Genomic DNA, 18247 nt, shown 5'->3' with positions numbered 1-18247 from the left:
CTTATTTCTCCAGCGTGGCTTTCTTGATCACGATCGGTTGCAGGGGAACATTGGCAAAGCCGCCCTTGTTGCCGGTGGCGGCGGCCTTGATCTTGTCGACGACGTCCATGCCCTGGACCACCTTGCCGAACACGGCGTAGCCTTCGCCGTCGCGGGCATTGGGCTGGTCCAGGTTGGGGTTGTCGACGACGTTGATGTAGAACTGGGCCGTGGCGGAGTTGGGCACCATGGTGCGAGCCATGGCCAGGCTGCCGCGCACATTGCTCAGCCCATTGCGGCTTTCCAGGGGAATGGGCGCGCGGGTTGGCTTCTCTTTCAGGTCGGCCGTGTAGCCACCGCCCTGGATCATGAAGCCATCGATGACGCGATGGAAGATCGTGCCGTCGTAGTGGCCGCTCTTGACGTATTGCACGAAGTTGTCCACCGACTTCGGCGCCTTGTCGTGGTCCAACTCAAGCACGATGTCGCCCATGGTGGTGCTCAGCTTCACCTTCTGGGCCCAGGCCGGCGACAGGGCGGCCAGGGACATCACGCCCACCGCCAGCCAGCGGCTCAGACGGGCGATGGACAGGGGCTGCCGAAGCAGGGGAGTGGTGCAGGTGGCGGTCACGGGGAAGGCTCCTTGGCTACAATCAGCCGATTGTATAGAGCGCCTGTAGGCGGTTTCCCCGTGGCCTGTGGCCGCAAGGGGTTCCCCTGGCGCCGCCTGATTCTGGCTGTTGATGACGCTGCGCATCCATAACACGCTCACCCGCCGGGTGGAGCCTTTCACCCCCATCGAACCCGGTCGCGTGCGCATGTACGTGTGCGGCATGACCATCTACGACCTGTGCCACATGGGGCACGCGCGGATGATGATGGCCTTCGACGTGGTGTACCGCTGGCTGCGCGCCAGTGGCTACGAGGTGACCTACGTTCGCAACATCACCGACATCGACGACAAGATCATTCGCCGGGCCCTGGAGCGCGGCATGAGTATCCGCGCCCTGACCGACGAGATGATCGCGGCCATGCGATCGGACATCGGCGCCATCGGCATCACACCGCCCACCCACGAGCCCCGCGCCACCGACTTCATCCCGCAGATGCTGGCGATGATCGGCACGCTGCAGGACAAGGGCCTGGCCTACCAGGCCGAGAACGGCGATGTGAACTTCGCGGTGCGTCGTTTCCCGGGTTACGGCAAGCTCAGCGGCAAGTCGCTGGACGACCTGCGTGCGGGTGAGCGCGTGGCGGTGGATGATGGCAAGCAGGACCCGCTGGACTTCGTGCTGTGGAAGTCCGCCAAGCCGGAAGAGCCCGAGGATGCCAAGTACGCCTCGGCCTTCGGCCCGGGCCGGCCGGGCTGGCACATCGAGTGCTCGGCCATGAGCTGCGCACTGCTGGGCGAACACTTCGACATCCACGGCGGGGGCATGGATCTGCAGTTCCCCCACCACGAGAACGAGATCGCGCAGAGCGAGGGCGCCACCGGCCAGCCCTTCGTCAACGTCTGGATGCACAACGGCTTCCTGAACGTGGACAACGAGAAGATGTCCAAGTCTCTTGGCAACTTCTTCACCATCCGTGACGTGCTGAGGGATTACGACGGCGAGACGCTGCGCTTCTTCATGCTGCGCACGCACTACCGCAGCCCCTTCAATTTCAGCGACGCCAATTTGGACGACGCTCGCCAAGCCCTGCGCCGGCTCTACACGGCCCTGGTCCCGTTCGAGGGGCAGGCGCTGCCCGCGCTGGACTGGTCCCATCCTGCGGCACAGTCCTTCAAGGTGGCGATGGACGACGACTTCAATACGCCGGGCGCGCTGGCCGTGCTGTTCGAGTCCGCCACGGAACTGAACCGCAAGGCCGACCCGGTGCTGGCCGGCACCGTCAAGGGTCTGGCCGAGGTGCTGGGTGTGCTGCAGCAGGTGCCGTCGCAGTTCCTGCAGGCGGGCACCACGCTGGATGCGGTCACCATCGAAGCGCGCATTGCCGAAAGGCAGGCCGCCAAGGCCGCACGCGACTTCGCGGCGGCTGATCGCATCCGCGATGAACTGGCCAGCGCCGGCATCCTGCTGAAAGATTCTCCGCAGGGCACCACCTGGGTGAAGGCCTGACGTGAGTGAAGTTTCCAGCCCAGGCATCACGCCCAGCTACTGGGACGATGCCTGCAAGCATCTGTCCAAGCGCGACCGGGTGATGAAAAAGCTCATCCCGCAGTTCGGCGAGGCCCGTCTGCAGAGTCGGGGAGACGCCTTCACCACCTTGGCGCGCTCCATCGTGGGCCAGCAGATCTCGGTCAATGCTGCGCAATCGGTGTGGGACAAGTTTGCCGCGTTGATGCGTGGCCCGTCCTACGCGATCGACCCTGGCCTTGTGTTGGCACAGGAAACCCCTAGCTTGCGCGCTGTCGGTCTGTCGGCTCGCAAGGCAGAATACCTGCGGGATTTGGCCAGGCATTTCGCCGAAGGCGAGGTCCATGTGTCGCAGTGGCAGCACATGGACGACGAAGCCATCATTGACGAATTGGTGGCCATCCGTGGCATCGGCCGCTGGACGGCCGAGATGTTCCTCATCTTCCACCTCATGCGCCCCAATGTGTTGCCGCTGGACGACCTGGGTCTGCTCAAAGGCATCAGCAACAGCTACTTCAGTGGCGAGCCGGTGTCGCGGGCCGAGGCGCGCGAGCTGGGAGAATGCTGGGCGCCCTACCGTTCGGTGGCCACCTGGTACCTGTGGCGCAGCCTCGATCCGCTGCCCGTCGATTACTGATCTTGCGCTTGAAAAAGGAGTACCCGCCCATGAGCAAGCGACACTTCCTGGAATTCGAACAGCCGATCGCTGAACTCGAGTCGAAGATCGAAGAACTGCGCTATGTGCAGAACGAATCGGCGGTCGACATCTCGGAAGAGATCGAGCGGCTGGACAAGAAGAGCCTGCAGCTCACCAAGGACATCTACACCCAGCTGACGCCCTGGCAGGTCACCCAGATCGCCCGCCATCCGCAGCGTCCCTACACGCTGGACTACATCAACGAGATCTTCACCGACTTCCAGGAGCTGCACGGCGACCGTGCGTTTGCCGATGACCAGTCCATCGTCGGCGGTCTGGCCCGCTTCAATGGCCAGGCCTGCATGGTGCTGGGCCAGCAGAAGGGCCGAGACACCAAGGAACGTGCCGCGCGCAACTTCGGCATGCCCCGCCCCGAGGGCTACCGCAAGGCCCTGCGGCTGATGAAGATGGCCGAGAAGTTCGGCCTGCCGGTCTTCACCTTCGTCGACACCCCGGGCGCGTACCCGGGCATCGGTGCCGAGGAGCGCGGCCAGTCCGAGGCCATCGGCCGCAACATCTTCGAGATGGCCCAACTGGAAGTGCCCATCGTCACCACCATCATCGGTGAAGGCGGCTCCGGTGGCGCCTTGGCGATCAGCGTGGCAGACCAGGTGCTGATGCTGCAGTTCTCGGTCTATTCGGTCATCTCGCCCGAGGGTTGTGCCTCCATTCTGTGGAAGACGGCTGCCAAGGCGTCGGATGCCGCCGAGGCCCTGGGCATCACCGCCCACCGCTTGAAGGCGCTGGGGCTGGTGGACAAGATCATCAACGAGCCAGTGGGTGGTGCCCACCGCGACCCCAAGCACATGGCCACCGCACTGAAGCGGGCGCTGGTCGACGCGCTGCGCCAGGTGTCCGACCTGTCGACGGCTGAACTGCTGGCGCGGCGCTACGAGCGCCTGAAGTCCTACGGTCGTTTCACCGACACGTCCGCACGCTGAACCCATGGCCACCCGGGTGACGACGCCGGTCGTCGCCGTGGCTTTCAGCGGCGGGCGGGATTCCACCGCACTGCTGCACGCGGTGTGGCGGCAAAGCGCTGGCACCGATCTGCATGTCGTGGCGCTGCACGTCCACCACGGTCTCATGCCCCGGGCGGACGACTGGTGGGTTCATTGCCAGCAACAGGTGGCGCGCTGGGCCCGCCGGGAGGGGCGCCTGAGCTTTCTCGGGCGCCGCCTGACCCAGCGACCCGAGGCGGGGCAGAGCGTCGAAGCCTGGGCTCGCCGGGCGCGCTACCAAGCCCTGGCCGAGATGGCGGCCGAGGTGGGGGCGGACACCGTCCTGCTGGCACACCACCAACGCGACCAGGCGGAGACGGTGCTGCTGCAGGCCCTGCGGGGCGCCGGCCCGGCCGGTCTGGCCGGCATGCCTCGTGCCGTCGAACGCCAGGGTATCCGATGGGTGCGCCCCTGGCTGGGCCAGCCGGCGTCGGCCATCGACCACTACATCCAGCGCCACCGGCTGCGACACATCGAGGATGACAGCAACCTGGATCGGCGCTTCGCCCGCAACCGGCTTCGGCATGATGTGCTTCCGGCCCTGGAGGCCTGTTTCCCTCATGCGCAGGACGCGCTGGTCGCGGTAGCCCAGCACAGCCACGACGCGAGCCAGTTGATCCAGGAAGTGGTGCAGGCCGAGTTGCAGCGGCTCGGGGCCAGCGGGGTTGAACTGCCGCTTCCGGGCTGGACCGGAATGTCAGCTGTTCGGCGCCGTCTGGTGCTGGCGGCCTGGCTCAAGTGGGCGGCGGCGGAGCACGGCCTGCCGCCGCCCCATGCTTCGCTGCAGACGCAGATCGCTTCAGGGCTGACGCGGCCCGGGCCGGCACGCTGGCAATCGGAGGGCGGTCTGGAATGGCGGCTCTACCGTGGCGTGCTGTCGGCCACGCTTCTGTCGCCGGGGCAGGTTGCCGGACAGCCCCGGCAACTGATGGGGCCCCAGGCGCTGGAACTCCCGGATTGGCAGGCTCGGCTGGACTTCGAGCCCGTGCAGGTGGGCGGGCTGAGTGCCGAGCAACTGAGCGGCGCCTGGCTGCTGCCTCGGCAGGGCGGTGAGCAGTTCCAGGTCGGCCCCGACCGGCCGCCGCGCAGCCTCAAGAAGCAGTTCCAGGCGGCCGGCGTGCCGGCTTGGCAACGGCACGCCCCTGTGCTGTGTCGTCGCAGGGCCGATGGCCGGATGGATGTGCTGTTCGTGCCCGGTCTGGGGGTGGATGCGCGGCACGCTGCGGTGGCGGGCACACGTCAGTGGCGACCGATCTGGTCAACGGATCGGCCGGATGAGGTCAGCGATCCCTTAGAATAGGGGGTTTGCGTGGTCGCGAAGCGGCTGTGCAGCCTCCCGGCCCCGCAAGGGCGTTGTCGCATTTTTCGCTACCCCATGGCTTTGATCGTACACAAATACGGCGGCACATCGATGGGCTCGACAGAGCGCATCCGCAGCGTCGCCAAGCGCGTGGCCAAGTGGGCCCGTGCGGGCCACCAGATGGTCGTCGTTCCCTCCGCAATGAGCGGCGAAACCAACCGCCTGCTGGGGCTGGCCAAGGAGGTTTCTCCGGCCAAGCAGACCCCCGAGATGCTGCGCGAGCTGGACATGATTGCCTGCACCGGAGAACAGGTGTCCGTGGGCTTGCTGTCGCTGGCCCTGCAGGCCGAGGGGATGCTGGCGGTCAGTTACAACGGCTGGCAGGTGCCGGTCAAGACCGATTCGGCCTACACCAAGGCCCGCATCGAGAGCATCGATGACGCCAAGGTGCGCGCCGATCTGGCTGCTGGCAAGGTGGTGGTGATCACCGGCTTCCAGGGCGTGGACGAGGGCGGCAATGTGACGACCCTGGGCCGCGGGGGCTCCGACACCTCGGCCGTGGCCATCGCCGCGGCGATGAAGGCCGACGAGTGCCTGATCTTCACCGATGTGGACGGTGTCTACACCACCGATCCGCGCATCGTTCCGGAAGCCCGTCGCCTGCACACCATCAGCTTCGAGGAAATGCTCGAGATGGCCAGCCTGGGCTCCAAGGTGCTGCAGATCCGCTCGGTCGAATTTGCCGGCAAGTACCGTGTGCCGCTGCGGGTGCTCTCCAGCTTCACCCCCTGGGATATCAGTGTTGAGGAAGAGGCCAAGTCGGGCACTCTGATCACCTTCGAGGAAGACGAAAAGATGGAACAAGCCGTTGTCTCTGGCATCGCCTTCAGCCGCGACGAAGCCAAGGTCACCGTGACGGGCGTGCCCGACAAGCCGGGTGTGGCCTCGCTGATCCTGGGCGCCGTGGCCGATGCCAACATCGAAGTCGATGTGATCATCCAGAACGTGTCGCAGAACGGCAAGACCGACTTCTCGTTCACGGTCAACCGCAACGACTACCAGCGCACCCTGGACCTGCTGCGCACCCAGGTGCAGCCGGCCACCGGCGCTTCGGACGTGGTGGGCGACCCCAAGATCTGCAAGGTGTCCATCGTGGGCATCGGCATGCGCAGCCATGTGGGTGTGGCCAGCAAGATGTTCCGCTCGCTGAGCGAAGAGGGCATCAACATCCAGATGATCAGCACCAGCGAGATCAAGACCTCGGTCGTGATCGACGAGAAGTACATGGAGCTGGCCGTGCGCGCGCTGCACAAGGCTTTCGATCTGGATGCATCGATTTCGGCCGTGGACGAGGCAAAAGCCTAAATTCACGCTATACTGCTGAGCTTAGGTTGGAGACGTGACCGAGAGGCCGAAGGTGCTCCCCTGCTAAGGGAGTATGGGGTCAAAAAACTCCATCGAGGGTTCGAATCCCTCCGTCTCCGCCAACCGACTGCAAAAACGCCGCTGAAAGCGGCGTTTTTTTTCCGGGGCCCTATCCTGCTTGGAATGACGGGCATTGCGCCCCCTGTTCTGCCGGGCGCGCGCGCAGACCGCACCTCAGAATCGGTGCATGAACTCTGCCTTCCTTCTGGGCTTGCTGCTGGTGTTGGTGCTCGGGGCTGGCGCCCTGTGGCGGCGCCGTTCATCGCCGTCCGATGCGCCGGCAGCCGGGGCCCCTCCGGGCGCGGGCGACCACCTCGCGTCCCCCCCACCGGTGCCCGACGCCGACGACGGTGTGCAGTCCACCCTGATCTGCGAGCCTGTGCCCACGGCCTTGAGCGGTTTCCGGCTGCTTCATGCCGATGAGCTGTCCGAGGAGCGTCGCGCCGCCATCACCGCGGTGTTTCGCAACATCCCGCGGCCTTCGCGGCTGATGCAGCACCTGGCGGCGGTGGATCTGCTGAGCGAGGCCAGCGCCGCACGGCTGGTGGAACTGATCGCGGCCGAGCCGGTGATCGCGGGCAAGCTGTTGTCGGCCGTGAATTCACCGCTCTATGGCCTGCAGACGCCGGTGGTGAGTGTGGCCCAGGCGGTGACCTTTCTGGGGCTCACGCAGGTGCGCGCCATCTGCCTGCGCTATGCACTGATGCAGAGCTTCGCCCAGGAGGCGCCGGAGCGGCAGGCCATGCTGGACCGGGTCTGGCAGAGCAGCGCACTGGCCTGCGAACTGGCTCACGCCCTGACCCACACCCTGTCCATTCGGGACCCGGGGGCCGTGGGCAGCGCGGTGCTGCTGTCCTTTCTCGGCCGCCTGGCGGTGACGGCCACCACCCCGACCCGTCTGCTGGCGGCCATGGACCAACCCGATCACCTGGCCAGGACCCGGGCGGAGCAGGACCTGCTGGGCGTGGGTTCCGGTGAAGTGGGGCGGTTGCTGATGCGCGACTGGGACTTGCCGGAGCCCATCATCGCCAGTGCCTGTGATGCGGCGGACTGCCTGGTCCTGCCTGCGTCGTCGACCGATCCCGGCCGTGCGGAGACCTTGGCGCTGACCTATCTGTGCGCACGCCTGGGTGAGCGCCTGGCCAGCGGGGCGCTGCCGTCCTTGCAGGCCTTCGAACTTCTCAGCGAGTCTTCGGCGGATTTCTTTCACCTGCGGCAGGGCCTGTCGCCCGCCCGTCTGACCCGCTGGACCGCAGCGCTGCGCGCGCCTGCGCTGTCGGCACGGCTGAGCCGCCTGCAGGACGCTTCCTTCCGGGGCTATTGAGTGACCGCGCCAGGCTCGGCGGCTTCGACGGCGGCGTTCTGCTGAACCCAGGTCCGGAGCCAGGCTTCGGCCAGATCCAGGTCAGCCAGGGCCTGCGGTGTCGGGGGGTGGTCCAAGCCGAACTGATCGGCACGCAGACCCAGCAGCAGGCACGGCGGCGGAACTCCTCCAAGCACATCCTGATAGACCTGCAGCAGGGCCTGCGGGGAGAGGGCGTGGCTGGTGAAGCTGCTGTCCCGGCAAGGGGTCAGCGCCATCGTGCTGAACGGGGCCGACAGGCCGACCACCGCGTCGATGAGCAGCACGGCCCGCCGCCCCTGCAGGTCCAGCACGTGCTCGACCTGCAGTTGCTGATCCTCCAGGCACTGCACCGCGCAATGCTGTGACGCTGGCTGCTGCATCAGCCAGCGCTGGATCCGGTCCAGCAGCAGAGGGGCCAGCGCATCGTCGCCGCGGCTGCGGTTGCCCCAGGCCAGCAGCAGGCAGGGAGCGGGCGGCCGAGCGGGCGGTGGAGCGGTCAGACCGTCCACGTCAGCGGGCCATCCAGCCGCGTGAAGTGCCCCTCGGGCGACCTGGCCACATGGTCCAGGGCCTGGCCGTCCGCATCGACCAAGGCCACTTCCAAGGGCATGCGGCCCATCGCATGGGTGGCGCAAGACAGGCAGGGGTCGTAGGCGCGGATGGCCACCTCGATCTGGTTGAGCAGACCCTCGGTGATCTCGCGGCCGTCGAACTGTTCGCGGGCCACCGCCCGCACCGCCTCGTTCATGGCCTGGTTGTTGTGGGTGGTGGAGACGATCAGGTTGCAGTGGGTGATCAGGTCGTCGTCGGCCACCCGGTAGTGGTGGATCAAGGTGCCGCGCGGCGCCTCGATGATGCCCACGCCCTCGCCGCTGCGTTGGCCGGCGCCGAGCAGATCCCCGGCCAGGAGGTCCGGATCGTCCAGCAACTCCCGCACCACCTCGGCCGTGTGCAGCACCTCGATCATGCGGGCCCAGTGGTAGGCCAGCGTCGCGTCGATGAGGGCCCCCTGGCCGTGGGCGACGAAGACCTGGCGTTCGACCTCGGCCAGCGGCGAGGGGATGCGGTCGCAGTTCTGCACCCGGGCCAGCGGCCCCACCCGGTACCAGCCCGCGGCAGGCCCCAGGCTGCGCAGGTAGGGGAACTTCATGTAGCTCCAGGGGCGCACCTCTTCCTCGATCAGGTCGAGGTAGCGCTGGTCATCCACCTGCTCGTGCAGCAGCGCGCCCTCGGCGCTGCGCACCCGCAGCCGGCCGTCGTAGAGGTCCAGTGCGCCGTCCGGCCGCACCAGCGACATCAGGTGGGCCGGGCTGCGGGCAAAGCCGTCGTACAGCGCCGGGTTCTGGGTGTGAAGGCGCTGCACCAGCTGCACGGCGCCCTGGGCCCATTGCACCATCTGGTCGGCCTGGGCACGCAGCATCGCCTGGTCCTCGGCGCTCAGGTGGCGGTTCATGCCGCCAGGCACCGAGCCGGTCCCATGCACCCGCTTGCCCGCGGTGGCACGGATGATCTCCTGGCCGTACTTGCGCAACAGCACGCCCTGGCGGGCGATGTCGGGGTGGGCCTGGGCCACGCCGACGATGTTGCGGCGGGTGGGCTCCGAGTCGAAGCCGAACAGCAGATCGGGCGAGGACAGGTGGAAGAAGTGCAGGGCGTGCGATTGCAGCACCTGGCCGTAGTGCATCAGTCGCCGCAGCTTCTCGGCGCTGGGCGGGAGGACGGTGATGCCCAGCGCGCGGTCCAGCGCCTTGCAGGCCGCCAGGTGGTGCGACACCGGGCAAATGCCGCACAGCCGCTGCACCATCACCGGCACCTCCCAGTAGGGGCGGCCACGGATGAAGGCCTCGAAGCCGCGGAACTCGACGATGTGCAGTCGCGCCTGCTGCACCCGGTTGTGTTCGTCCAGCAGCAGTGTGACCTTGCCGTGGCCTTCCACCCGCGACACCGGGTCGATGGCCACGCGGCGCAGGCCTTCGGGGGGGGCGGCGGTTTCCAGGTCGGGGGCGGCCATGGTGTCAGTCGTAGTGGATCTGGCCGTGGGCCAGGCGCGGCGTGCGCCCGGCCAGCAGATCGGTGAAGAAGGCCCAGAAGGTGTCGGCCGAGGGCGGGCAGCCGGGCAGCTCGTAGTCGATCAGCACCACCTCGTGGATGGGCCGCACCTGGTTGAGTGGCAGGGGCAGTTCGGGGTCGCTGGGCACCTGGGCGTCCGCACGTGTGCCGGGGCGGTGCACATAGACCTCGCGCAGCACGTCGCCGATGTCCAGCCGGTTGCGCTGGGCCGGCAGGCCCCCGTTGATGGCGCAGGCGCCCACCGCCACCAGCACCTTGCACTGGGCGCGGAAGGCCTGCAGCACCTCGATGTTCTCGGCATTGCACAAACCGCCCTCGATCAGGCCCAGGTCGCAGGGGCCCACGGTCTTCAGGTCGGTCAGCGGCGAGCGATCGAACTGCACGTGCTCGATCAGCGTGAACAGGCGTTCATCGATGTCCAGCAGCGACATGTGGCAGCCGAAGCAGCCGCCCAGCGAGGTGGTGGCCACACGCAGCTTGCGTTCCGGCGGCGGCGGGTAGGGCGCGGCGCCGGTCATGGAGTCTCCTCGTCGGCCGGTGGAGCGGCCTCCTGGCTGTGCGGTTCGTCCACCCGGTGCAGGTCGTAGCGGCGCTGGCCGATCGGATCCCGGAAGCCCACCCGCTTGGGCATCAGCGCACCCACCGGGCAGATGCCCGCGGCCTGGTCGTGCACGCTCAGGGCGGAATCGCCCAACTGGCCGCTGGGGCTGTCGACCACCAGATGGCACCGGGTGCCGTGCCCGGCGATGGCGAAGACCGACTTGCCGTCCAGCAACTCGCTGGCGCGCACGCACAGGCCACAGAGGATGCAGCGGTTGTGGTCCAGCAGCATGTCGGGATGCGAGGCATCCACCGGTCGGCCGGGATAGAACTCCTCGAAGTGCGGGCCGGCCATCTCGTGCTGGTAGGCCGTGGCCTGCAGCAGGCAGTTGCCACTGCGTTCGCAGGACGGGCAGAAGTGATTGCCTTCCACGAAGAGCATCTGCAGCAGGGTGCGGCGCTCGGCCTGCAGGGCCGGCGTCTGGCACTCCACCACCGCGCCCGGCGCGGCCAGGGCGGTGCAGGCCGAGACGGGGCGGCCGTTGAAGTTCACCATGCACAGGCGGCAGGAGCCATGGGCCGGCAGCCCGGGGTGCCAGCACAGGTGCGGGATGTAGCGGCCGACGCGGTGGGCGGCCTGCAGCACCGTGTCGCCCGGTGCCATCGGCACCTCCTCGCCATCGAGCAGGAAGCTCAGCCCGGATGCGGTGTAGCGGCTCATGGGGTGGTCGGGTGAGAAGGGGGCCAGTGCGCGGCGGCATCCTGGCGACCGGTGGCGGCGCGGGCGATGGACAGCTCGGCGTCCAGGTCCAGTGCGGGCAGGAAGTGCAGTGACTGCAGGCGCCGCTCGTAGCTGGGGCGGAACTTCAAGAGCGTGTCGCGCAGGGGGTTGCAGGCCGCCGCGCCCAGCCCGCAGTGGGTGCTCTGGTGCAGCAGGGTGTCGAGTTCCTGCAGCACGCTCATGTCGTGGCGCGAGCCGTGGCCGGCGGCCAGCTTGTCCATGCGGCGGGCCAGCAGTTCGGTGCCCACGCGGCAGGGGGTGCAGAAGCCGCAGCTTTCGTGGGCGAAGAAATGGGCGAAGTTGCGCGCCACCTCGAACATGTCGCGCCGGCGGTCGAAGACCATCAGCGCGCCGGCGGAGGGCACGTCCTCGTAGGCGATGCAGCGACCGAACTCCGTCACCGACAGGCAGGTGCCCGATGGGCCGCCCACCTGGACCGCCTGGGTGTCGGCGGCCCCGCAGTCCTCCAGCATCCGCTCGACAGGGGTGCCCAGCGGGTACTCGTACACGCCCGGCCGCGCACAGTCGCCCGAGATGGCGTGAACCTTGGTGCCGGTGGACTTGGGCGTGCCCAGGCTGGCCCACCAGTCCCCTCCGCGCAGCAGGATGTGGGCCACGGCGCAGAAGGTCTCGACGTTGTTGACCGTGGTGGGCTGGCCCAGGTAGCCGACCTCGACGGGGAAGGGCGGGCGGATGCGGGGCGTGCCGCGGTGGCCTTCCAGGGAGTTGAGCAGGGCCGATTCCTCTCCGCAGACATAGGCGCCTGCGCCGACATGGATCTCGATGTCGAAGTCGAAGCCGGCCTCGCCCTGGATGTCGGGGCCCAGCAGGCCGGCCGCACGCCGCTGCCGCAGCACCTCCTGCAGGTGCTCCAGCAGGAAGCGGTACTCGCCGCGCAGGTAGATGAAGCCCCGGCGGGCGCCCACGGCCCAGGCGGCCAAGGTCATGCCTTCGACCACCAGATGCGCATGGCGGCGCAGCAGCACCCGGTCCTTGAAGGTGCCGGGCTCGCCCTCATCGGCGTTGCACACCACGCAGCGCTGCGCGCCCGGGGCATCCCGGCACAGCTCCCATTTGAGGCCGGTGGCAAAGCCGGCGCCGCCGCGGCCGCGCAGACCCGAGCGCTGGACCTGCTCCAGCGTGCCGTTCCGCCCCAGTGCGCGTGCGGCCTGCAAAGCGCTGCCGGGGGCGAACGGCGTGCCCAGCAACACGTCGGCCCGGTGGACCGGGTCCTCCACCTGCATCCATTCGGCCGGCCACTGGGCGGGCGGCAGCTGGCGCTCGATGCAGTCGGCGATCGCGTCCACCCGCTCCTCGGTCAGCCGCGTGATGACCTGATGGTGGTTGATCAGCAGGGCCGGGCCCTGGTCTCCCAGACCGGTGCAGGAGCAGGGCGCCACGCTGACCCGTCCGTCCGCCCGCACCGCGCCCGGCGCCACCCCCAGGCGCCGGCACAGGCGTTCCATCAGAGCCACGCTGCCCTGCATGCGGTCGGTGATGTTGTCACTGAACAGCACCCGGTATCGGCCCACCGGGACCAGGTGCAGAAAGCGGTAGAAGCTGGCCACGCCCTCGACATCGGCCACGGTGCGCCCGGTGGCCTGGGCAACGGCCATCAGGGCCTCACGGGGCAGCCAGCCCTGCTCCGCCTGCAGTTCTCGCAGGATCTGCACGAGGGCCTGGGGCTGGTTGGCGTGGCGCGCCAGCACGGTGCGGACGGTGGCTTCCAAGGGCACGGTGACGTGGGGAAGTCGGGGCCATCCATGCTGCGCCCGGAAGGTGGCGGTGGCGGGAGAAGCTGAGCGATTCGCAGGGGTATCCCGCTGCCGGAGATGGGCGGCGAATGTCCCGCACTTGTCACGATGGTGTCATCGGACCGCGTGCACAATGGGAACCACTGAGACGGCAAACCGACTGCAGCACTGGGCAGAACACCGGAACCCGTGACCGGCGTCGCAGGATCCCGGCCCCCTCGCCTGAAGGCGAAACCAGGGGCCGGTTGCTTTCAGGGCCACCTTGCGTGGCCCTTGGCATTTCTGGCACCCTGGGGTTTCAGATCGCCGTGGTCTTGTCCGGGTAGTCGCAGCAGTCGGCCACCTGGCAGGCCCCGCAGCGCGGCTTGCGGGCCTGGCAGACGTAGCGTCCGTGCAGGATCACCCAGTGGTGGGCATGCACCCGGTAGGCCGGGGGCACCCGCTTGAGCAGCGAAAGTTCCACCGCCAGCGGCGTCTTGCCCGGGGCCAGCCCGGTCCGGTTGGACACGCGGAAGATGTGGGTGTCCACCGCCATGGTGGGCTCGCCGAAGGCGACGTTCAGCACCACATTGGCCGTCTTGCGGCCCACGCCGGGCAGGGCTTCCAGGGCCTCGCGGTCGCGGGGCACCTGGCCACCGTGCCGTTCCACCAGGATGCGGCAGGTCTCGATCAGGTGCTTGGCCTTGGTCTTGTACAGGCCGATGGTCTTGATGTAGCCGATCAGCCCCTCTTCGCCCAGGGCCAGCATCTGGGCCGGGGTGGACGCCACCTTGAACAGCGGACCGGTGGCCTTGTTGACGCCCACATCGGTGGCCTGGGCCGAGAGCAGCACGGCCGCCAGCAGCTCGAAGGGGTTGCTGTAGACGAGTTCGGTCTCGGGGTGGGGGTTGGCGGCCTGCAGCGTGGCGAAGAAGCGCTCGACCTTCTTGGGAGACATCATGGTGCGCTGGTGTCGTCAACGGAGGCGTTCTCGCGCAGCGCCCGGGCCCGGGCGATGGCGGCCTCGATCACGGACCGTTTGCGGGCAATCACCGCAGGGTCGGTGTGCAGGGTCTGGTTCTCCAGGTCGGAGAGCTTGTGCACGGCCTTGGCCAGCAGGGCCTGGTCGTGCTCGCGCTTGTCCCGCTGCACGCGCATCTGGTGAAAGGCATAGCGCGCCCGGGCCTCGCCGGCCTGTGCCTCGCTCCAGGCCGCCCAGCCGGTGCGCTGGCCGCTGACCGCTTCCATCGCGATGCAACTGACCGGGCAAACGGGGATGCACAGCTCGCAGCCGGTGCATTGGGCCTCGACGACGGTGTGCATGCGCTTGTTGGCCCCCACGATGCTGTCGACCGGACAGGCCTTCAGGCAGAGCGTGCAGCCAATGCACCAGGCCTCGTCGATCACCGCCACGGCCCGCGGGGCTTCCACGCCGTGGGCCGGATCCAGCGGCCGTTCGGGCAGGCCCGTCACGCGGGCCAGACGGGCCACGCCTTCCTGGCCGCCCGGGGGGCATTGGTGGATGCCGGCCTGTCCCTGGGCGATGGCCTGGGCGTAGGCATGGCAGTCCGGGTAGCCGCAGCGGGTGCACTGGGTCTGCGGCAGCGCGTCCTCGATGCGCCGGACCAGGGATTCGTCCAGGGCCGGCATCGCCGAGGCAGAAGAGACGGAAGTGGGCGGGTGGGTCACGCCCGTGATTATCGGTGCGGCCGCACCGCGTCGGTGTCTCAGGCGCCGGCCTTGCGCACGGTTCCGCCGCCAACCCGCTTGCGAGCGGCGGTCTTCGGCGCCGCGGCACTTCCGGCCGCCCCCTGCTGGTCGAACTTCGCGATGAAGTCCCGCACCACCGGGTAGACGTTCTCGCGCCAGCGGCGGCCCGAGAAGATGCCGTAGTGACCGGCCCCCTCCACGTCGTAGTGGAACTGCCGGTCTGCGGGGATGCCATGGCACAGGTCATGGGCGGCCCGCGTCTGGCCGGCGCCGGAGATGTCGTCGCGCTCGCCTTCGACCGTCAGCAGGGCCGTCGTCGTGATGTCCTCCGGCGCCACGCGCACACCGTCCACCATCCAGGTGCCGTTGACCAGGGCGAAGTCCTGGAAGACCGTCTTGATGGTGTCCAGGTAATAGTCCGCAGGCATGTCCAGCACCGCGTTGTACTCGTCGTAGAACTCGCGGTGGGCGTCCGCGCTTTCGCCGTCGCCGCGCACCAAGTCCAGGAAGTAGTCGTAGTGGGAGCTGAGGTGGCGGTCCGGGTTCATCGCCACGAAGCCCGTGTGCTGCAGGAAGCCGGGGTACACCCGCCGTCCGGCGCCCGGGTAGTTCGGGGGCACGCGGTAGATCACGTTGTTCTCGAACCACTCGTAGCTCTTGCTCATGGCCAGGTTGTTCACGGCCGTGGGCGAGCGTCGGGCATCGATGGGGCCGCCCATCATGGTCATGCTGCGCGGCACCACATCCCCGGTGGTGGCCTGCAGGGAGATGGCGGCCAGCACGGGCACGGTGGGTTGGCAGACGGAAATGACGTGCACGTCCGGGCCGATGTGGCGGATGAACTCCTGCACATAGGCCACGTAATCGTTGAGGTGGAATTCACCGTCCTCCAGCGGCACCAGCCGGGCGTCGGTCCAGCGGGTGATGTAGACCTTGTGGTCCTGCAGCAGGCTGCGCACTGTGTCGCGCAGCAGGGTGGCGTGGTGACCCGACAGGGGCGCCACCACCAGCACCACCGGCTGGTTCTTCATCTTGTCCAGAGCCGCGGCGTTGTCGGTGAACCGCTTGAAGCGCAGCAGATCGCAGAAGGGCTTGTGGATGGCCACCTGTTCCTGCACGGCCACGGGCACGCCTTCCACCTGGACGCTCTGGATGTTGAACTCGGGTCGCTCGTACTCCTTGGTGACCCGGTGCATCAGGTCCAGCCCGGCGGCATAGCGCTGGGACAGGGGCACGTGGGTGAACGGCGACAGCGGGTGGCTGTAGAGCTTGGCCGTGGCGCTGGCGAATTCCGAGAACGGCGCCAGCAGCGCACGCTGGGTCTCGTAGATCTGATACAGCATGAGGCACTCCGCGGTAGAGCCGGCCGGGCCGGCGTTTCGTCTGGCTGGCCGAAGCTGCCAGATCAAGAGAAGTCAGAGAAATCAGACGCCATTGTGCACCGCACCATCCAATCGCGCATCGGGGATGTCGCCATCCGCAATCACCCCAGGGAAATGTGTCACGCCATCCAGAACATGACCACCGTCATGCGCTTGGATTCGAGGGTGGTGCCCCAGTAGGCGGTGGCGCTGTGGATGAGATCGGCCTTGTACATGACCAGCCGGTTGAAGCGGTGGTCGAAGGCCAGATCCTCGACGAACAGGTCGGGCGGGACGAAGCGGCTGTCCAGCGCCTCGACCAGGTTGGTGTAGCGGGCGGGCAGGGTGTTGCCACCCAGGGAACCCTCGGGCAGGCGGACCCGGTAGAGCGCCGTGCCGCAATGGTCAGGGACCTCCGGGTTGAGGTACAGGACCGCTGCGTACTTGCAGAGCTTGCGGGAATCGGTGTGCGGCCGGGGCCCGGATTCGCCCGCACCCACCAGTTGCACGCAGTTGTGGTTGAACTGGCTGCCTTGCAGGCCCGCGCCGATGGCGAACAGCTTCTTTTGCCCGGTCTGCTGCCGGGCCCAGGCCTCCAGGGGCGCCAGCTCCTCGGGGCTGAGGGCGGGCTGGGCGCGCATGCCCGGCCAGGATTCCGGCCGGTGCGGGGCACCCAGCACCCAGTCCTGCCGCGACAACAGGCGCTGGCGCACGGCCAGCGGGTCGGGCAGGGCGTTGTCGAGGATCCAGTAGTCCCGACCCTGCACGGGCGGGCGGTAGATCAGCCGATGCGCCTTGGGCGCGGCCGGCGGGGGCGGGCGCAGGTTCATGGCGGGCATTCTCCCGCGGCCTGCGCCCGTCGGCTCAGCGGCCGATCACATCACCTTGGCGATGGACGAAGCGACGTAGTCGATGTTCTTGTCGTTCAGCGCGGCCACGCAGATGCGGCCGGAGTCGACGCCGTAAACACCGAACTCGCTGCGCAGGCGCTCCATCTGGGGCTTGCTCAGGCCGGAATAGCTGAACATGCCGCGCTGGGTGGTGATGAAGCTCAGGTCGCCCTTGACGCCCTGGGCCTGCAGGCGCTCGACCAGCTTGGCGCGCATGGCCTTGATGCGGTTGCGCATGCCAGCCAGCTCTTCTTCCCACTGGGCCCGCAGGGCGGGGGTGCTCAGCACCGTGGCCACCACCTGGGCGCCGTGGGTCGGCGGGTTGGAGTAGTTGGTGCGGATGACGATCTTCAGCTGCGACAGGACCTTGGCGGTCTCCTCCTTGGTGTCGCAGACCACGTTCAGCGCGCCCACGCGTTCGCCGTAGAGCGAGAAGCTCTTGGAGAAGGAGGTGGCGACGAAGAAGCTCAGGCCGGCCTTGACGAACTGGCCGACCACCGCGCCGTCTTCGGCGATGCCGTCACCGAAGCCCTGGTAGGCCATGTCCAGGAAGGCCACCAGGTTGCGGGCCTTCACCGCGGCGATGACCTGTTCCCACTGGGCGGGGGAGATGTCGTAGCCGGTGGGGTTGTGGCAGCAGGCGTGCAGCACCACCACCGTGCCGGCAGGCGCGGCGTTCAGGCAGGCCAGCATGCCGTCGAAGTCCACGCCCTTCTTGGCGGCGTCGTAGTAGGGGTAGCTGTCGACTTCGAAGCCGGCGTTGATGAACAGCGCGCGGTGGTTTTCCCAGCTGGGGTTGCTCACCAGCACCTTGGCGGTGGGGTTGAGCTTCTTCAGGAAGTCGGCGCCGACCTTCAGGCCGCCGGTGCCGCCCAGGGCCTGCACGGTGGCCACGCGGCCGGCGGTCAGCACCTCGCTGCCTTCACCGAAGACCAGGTTCTGCACGGCCTTGTCGTAGGCGGCAATGCCGTCGATGGGCACATAGCCACGGGCGCGGGCGGCCTCGACCAGCTGGGTCTCGGCGGCCTTCACACAGGCCAGCAGGGGCAGTTTGCCGTTCTCGTCGTAATAGACGCCCACGCCCAGGTTGACCTTGGCGGGGTTGGTGTCCGCGTTGAACTGTTCGTTCAGACCCAGGATGGGGTCGCGCGGGGCCATTTCGACGGCAGCGAAGAGCGACATGGAGGAGTCCTGTTCAGGAGGTGGTGCGGTGAATGCGGACAGTCGGCGCTGATTCGGCGAATGCGCTACGCTGTCGGATTGCCCGGGCGACGGCT

The 18247-nt window shown here is 68.0% G+C and carries 17 protein-coding genes and 1 tRNA gene; 7 read left to right on the top strand and 11 right to left on the bottom strand.

What is annotated here, in order from left to right:
* Position 1 precedes the first annotated feature (1 nt).
* On the bottom strand, positions 2–529 hold the full coding sequence (locus tag LRM40_RS10460; RefSeq protein WP_151123171.1) for a peptidylprolyl isomerase: 528 nt from the start codon (positions 527–529) through the stop codon (positions 2–4).
* A gap of 193 nt (positions 530–722) precedes the next feature.
* Between LRM40_RS10460 and cysS the strand changes: the two genes are divergently transcribed.
* The 7 genes from cysS to LRM40_RS10425 all read left to right on the top strand — a co-directional run bounded on the left by cysS (position 723) and on the right by LRM40_RS10425 (position 7864).
* Positions 723–2099: a cysteine--tRNA ligase gene (cysS, locus tag LRM40_RS10455; protein ID WP_151123107.1), complete on the top strand. Its 1377-nt coding sequence runs from the start codon at positions 723–725 to the stop codon at positions 2097–2099.
* A gap of 1 nt (position 2100) precedes the next feature.
* On the top strand, positions 2101–2754 hold the full coding sequence (locus LRM40_RS10450) for a DNA-3-methyladenine glycosylase family protein (protein WP_231067501.1): 654 nt from the start codon (positions 2101–2103) through the stop codon (positions 2752–2754).
* Between the two features lie 29 nt (positions 2755–2783).
* Positions 2784–3755, top strand: a complete 972-nt coding sequence (locus tag LRM40_RS10445; RefSeq protein ID WP_151123108.1) for an acetyl-CoA carboxylase carboxyltransferase subunit alpha — start codon at positions 2784–2786, stop codon at positions 3753–3755.
* A gap of 4 nt (positions 3756–3759) precedes the next feature.
* Positions 3760–5115 (top strand): tRNA lysidine(34) synthetase TilS, encoded by a 1356-nt coding sequence (gene tilS / locus LRM40_RS10440; protein ID WP_151123109.1) that lies wholly within the window; start codon positions 3760–3762, stop codon positions 5113–5115.
* 75 nt (positions 5116–5190) lie between these two features.
* Positions 5191–6480: an aspartate kinase gene (locus LRM40_RS10435; protein ID WP_151123110.1), complete on the top strand. Its 1290-nt coding sequence runs from the start codon at positions 5191–5193 to the stop codon at positions 6478–6480.
* Positions 6481–6508: 28 nt separating this feature from the next.
* Positions 6509–6602, top strand: a tRNA-Ser gene (locus LRM40_RS10430).
* A gap of 125 nt (positions 6603–6727) precedes the next feature.
* The gene (locus LRM40_RS10425; protein WP_151123111.1) at positions 6728–7864 is read left to right on the top strand and encodes an HDOD domain-containing protein; all 1137 of its coding nucleotides are present in this window, start codon (positions 6728–6730) and stop codon (positions 7862–7864) included.
* On the opposite strand, the gene LRM40_RS10420 is transcribed toward LRM40_RS10425, so the two are convergent.
* The 10 genes from LRM40_RS10420 to LRM40_RS10375 form a co-directional block, all read right to left on the bottom strand.
* The gene (locus tag LRM40_RS10420; protein WP_231067500.1) at positions 7858–8394 is read right to left on the bottom strand and encodes a hydrogenase maturation protease; all 537 of its coding nucleotides are present in this window, start codon (positions 8392–8394) and stop codon (positions 7858–7860) included. The genes LRM40_RS10425 and LRM40_RS10420 overlap by 7 nt on opposite strands.
* Positions 8382–9896, bottom strand: coding sequence for a Ni/Fe hydrogenase subunit alpha (locus LRM40_RS10415; RefSeq protein ID WP_151123112.1), 1515 nt, complete (start codon positions 9894–9896; stop codon positions 8382–8384). Before LRM40_RS10415 ends, LRM40_RS10420 begins: the two co-directional genes overlap by 13 nt.
* Before the next feature lie 4 nt (positions 9897–9900).
* Positions 9901–10473 carry an NADH-quinone oxidoreductase subunit B family protein gene (locus LRM40_RS10410; protein ID WP_151123113.1) on the bottom strand — a complete coding sequence of 191 codons (573 nt, stop codon included), beginning with the start codon at positions 10471–10473 and terminating at the stop codon, positions 9901–9903.
* Entirely contained in the window at positions 10470–11216 is a 747-nt protein-coding gene (locus LRM40_RS10405; RefSeq protein WP_151123114.1) for a 2Fe-2S iron-sulfur cluster-binding protein, read from the bottom strand. The genes LRM40_RS10410 and LRM40_RS10405 overlap by 4 nt, the downstream gene beginning before the upstream one ends.
* On the bottom strand, positions 11213–13006 hold the full coding sequence (locus LRM40_RS10400; RefSeq protein WP_231067499.1) for an NAD(P)H-dependent oxidoreductase subunit E: 1794 nt from the start codon (positions 13004–13006) through the stop codon (positions 11213–11215). Before LRM40_RS10400 ends, LRM40_RS10405 begins: the two co-directional genes overlap by 4 nt.
* Positions 13007–13328: 322 nt before the next feature.
* A complete protein-coding gene (gene nth, locus LRM40_RS10395) occupies positions 13329–13967 on the bottom strand; it encodes an endonuclease III (protein WP_151123174.1) in 639 nt (212 codons plus the stop codon).
* Complete coding sequence (gene rsxB / locus LRM40_RS10390) at positions 13967–14659, bottom strand: electron transport complex subunit RsxB (RefSeq protein WP_151123175.1); 693 nt, start codon at positions 14657–14659, stop codon at positions 13967–13969. Before rsxB ends, nth begins: the two co-directional genes overlap by 1 nt.
* A 77-nt stretch (positions 14660–14736) precedes the next feature.
* Entirely contained in the window at positions 14737–16062 is a 1326-nt protein-coding gene (locus tag LRM40_RS10385; RefSeq protein ID WP_151123116.1) for a polyhydroxyalkanoate depolymerase, read from the bottom strand.
* 158 nt (positions 16063–16220) lie between these two features.
* Positions 16221–16910, bottom strand: a complete 690-nt coding sequence (locus tag LRM40_RS10380; RefSeq protein WP_151123117.1) for a DUF6445 family protein — start codon at positions 16908–16910, stop codon at positions 16221–16223.
* A 45-nt stretch (positions 16911–16955) separates the two neighbouring features.
* Entirely contained in the window at positions 16956–18152 is a 1197-nt protein-coding gene (locus LRM40_RS10375; RefSeq protein ID WP_151123118.1) for an amino acid aminotransferase, read from the bottom strand.
* Positions 18153–18247: the final 95 nt, after the last annotated feature.

The sequence above is a fragment of the Ideonella dechloratans genome, from assembly GCF_021049305.1.
Taxonomy (GTDB): domain Bacteria; phylum Pseudomonadota; class Gammaproteobacteria; order Burkholderiales; family Burkholderiaceae_C; genus Ideonella; species Ideonella dechloratans.
This window is presented reverse-complemented; position numbering and strand designations above follow the sequence as displayed.